We start from the raw sequence: 1,390 nt of genomic DNA, 5'->3' as shown, positions 1-1,390 counted from the left end.
TGCGGTAACACGTGGGAGAGTAGGTCGGTGCCAAATCTTAAAGAAAGCCTGTAGTGAGAACTACAGGCTTTTCTTGTTTATCAGGTTTTTTCTGCCGAAGCATATTCATGCTACAGTTCTGGTGAGGCAGCTCCGCTGCAGGAAACGTGAATCAAGCCACAACTATTCAATTCTTTCCTTGAGCCCCAGACTATATACAACAGACCTTTACTGTATTTATTGGATATACCGGCTATTTAAGCAACTATCTGAATTTAGATGTGTAAGTAGGTCTAAAATAAGCAAAAGTGCATTAGAACGCTTTGAGATCATTTAACCCAATTCAATTTGTCTTCTGATACTTTCTTCGAGAGAAATCAGCGTCTCTGTTCTCTGAATTCCTGCTACAGCTTGTATTTCTTCATTCAGTACGTGACGCAGGTGATTTGTATCGCGGCAAATGATTTTTGCGAACATACTGTATGCTCCGGTAGTGTAATGCAGTTCGACCACTTCTTTTATCTGACTAAGCTGCGCCACGGCATCTTTATATTGAATTCCTTTTTCAAGATAAATACCCAAAAAAGCGCAGATATCATATCCGGCCTTTTGAGGATCAATAATTAAATGGGAGCCTTTTATAATACCCATCTCATGAAGTTTTTTCATCCTTACGTGTATAGTACCACCCGAAACTATCAGATCTTTAGCTATTTCGGTGTATGGTTTCGTCGCATCCTGCATCAGCTGCTTAAGGATGTCTATATCAAGGTTATCAATTTCTAAATTTTGGCTTTCTTTTTTCAGCATGCTTTCAATTAATTCTAATAGAAATCTAATATAATTACAATTATCATAATAATAAAATTAAATCGTTAAAATATTTGCAACGTATATGGAGTCTTGTTACATTTGTATCAAGCAAGTAACAAAAAATAGTTCTTTTTAATAATTGCTTACATTCTGTAGGGTGGTGGAACTGGCAGACGCACCTCCTTGTCTCGGTGGTGGAGATCATGGAAAACCTGAAAAGGCTAACCACTCCTTGAAGGTTCGACTCCTTCCCCTACAGCAAAAGAATTTGTTCTTTTATTATTGTTGGGTGGTGAAACTGGCAGACACACCTCCTTGTCTCGGTGGTGGGGATCATGGGATAAACACAGTTTATGGGTTGACCACAAATTAATTTTTTGAACTGAGGCTAACTTCCCCTTGAAGGTTCGACTCCTTCCCCAACAGCTAGTTTTTTTATAGTAATATTTAGTTAATGAGGGCAATCCGGAGGCGGATTGCCTTTTCTGTTTTTGCGCAGGCACTGACATGTAAATTAACTGGTCAGCTTATCACTACGAAATTAATCAAAAAGGGGATCAAGTCAAAAACTTGTGGACTAAGGGTGTTTTTAAGCATA

The 1,390-nt window shown here is 38.5% G+C and carries 1 protein-coding gene and 2 tRNA genes; 2 read left to right on the top strand and 1 reads right to left on the bottom strand.

Annotation, left to right across the window (positions count from 1 at the left end; translation table 11 throughout):
• Nucleotides 1-312: 312 nt before the first annotated feature.
• On the bottom strand, nt 313-789 hold the full coding sequence (locus tag BLR53_RS19660; protein WP_037437747.1) for an Lrp/AsnC ligand binding domain-containing protein: 477 nt from the start codon (nt 787-789) through the stop codon (nt 313-315).
• Between the two features lie 154 nt (nt 790-943).
• Here BLR53_RS19660 and BLR53_RS20030 point away from each other — a divergent pair.
• Nucleotides 944-1,051 (top strand) — tRNA-Asp (locus BLR53_RS20030).
• A 24-nt stretch (nt 1,052-1,075) separates the two neighbouring features.
• A tRNA-Asp gene (locus BLR53_RS20025) sits at nt 1,076-1,218 on the top strand.
• The last annotated feature ends 172 nt before the right edge of the window (nt 1,219-1,390 follow it).

The organism is Pedobacter antarcticus, from assembly GCF_900103515.1.
Classification (GTDB): Bacteria; Bacteroidota; Bacteroidia; order Sphingobacteriales; family Sphingobacteriaceae; genus Pedobacter; species Pedobacter antarcticus.
The sequence above is the reverse complement of the archived record's forward strand: the minus strand, read 5'-3'. Positions and strand labels throughout refer to the sequence as shown.

What these genes read in the sequence shown, in the direction of transcription:
- BLR53_RS19660 (WP_037437747.1), bottom strand. Translation starts at nt 789, where the DNA reads ATGCTGAAAAAAGAAAGCCAAAATTTAGAAATTGATAACCTTGATATA.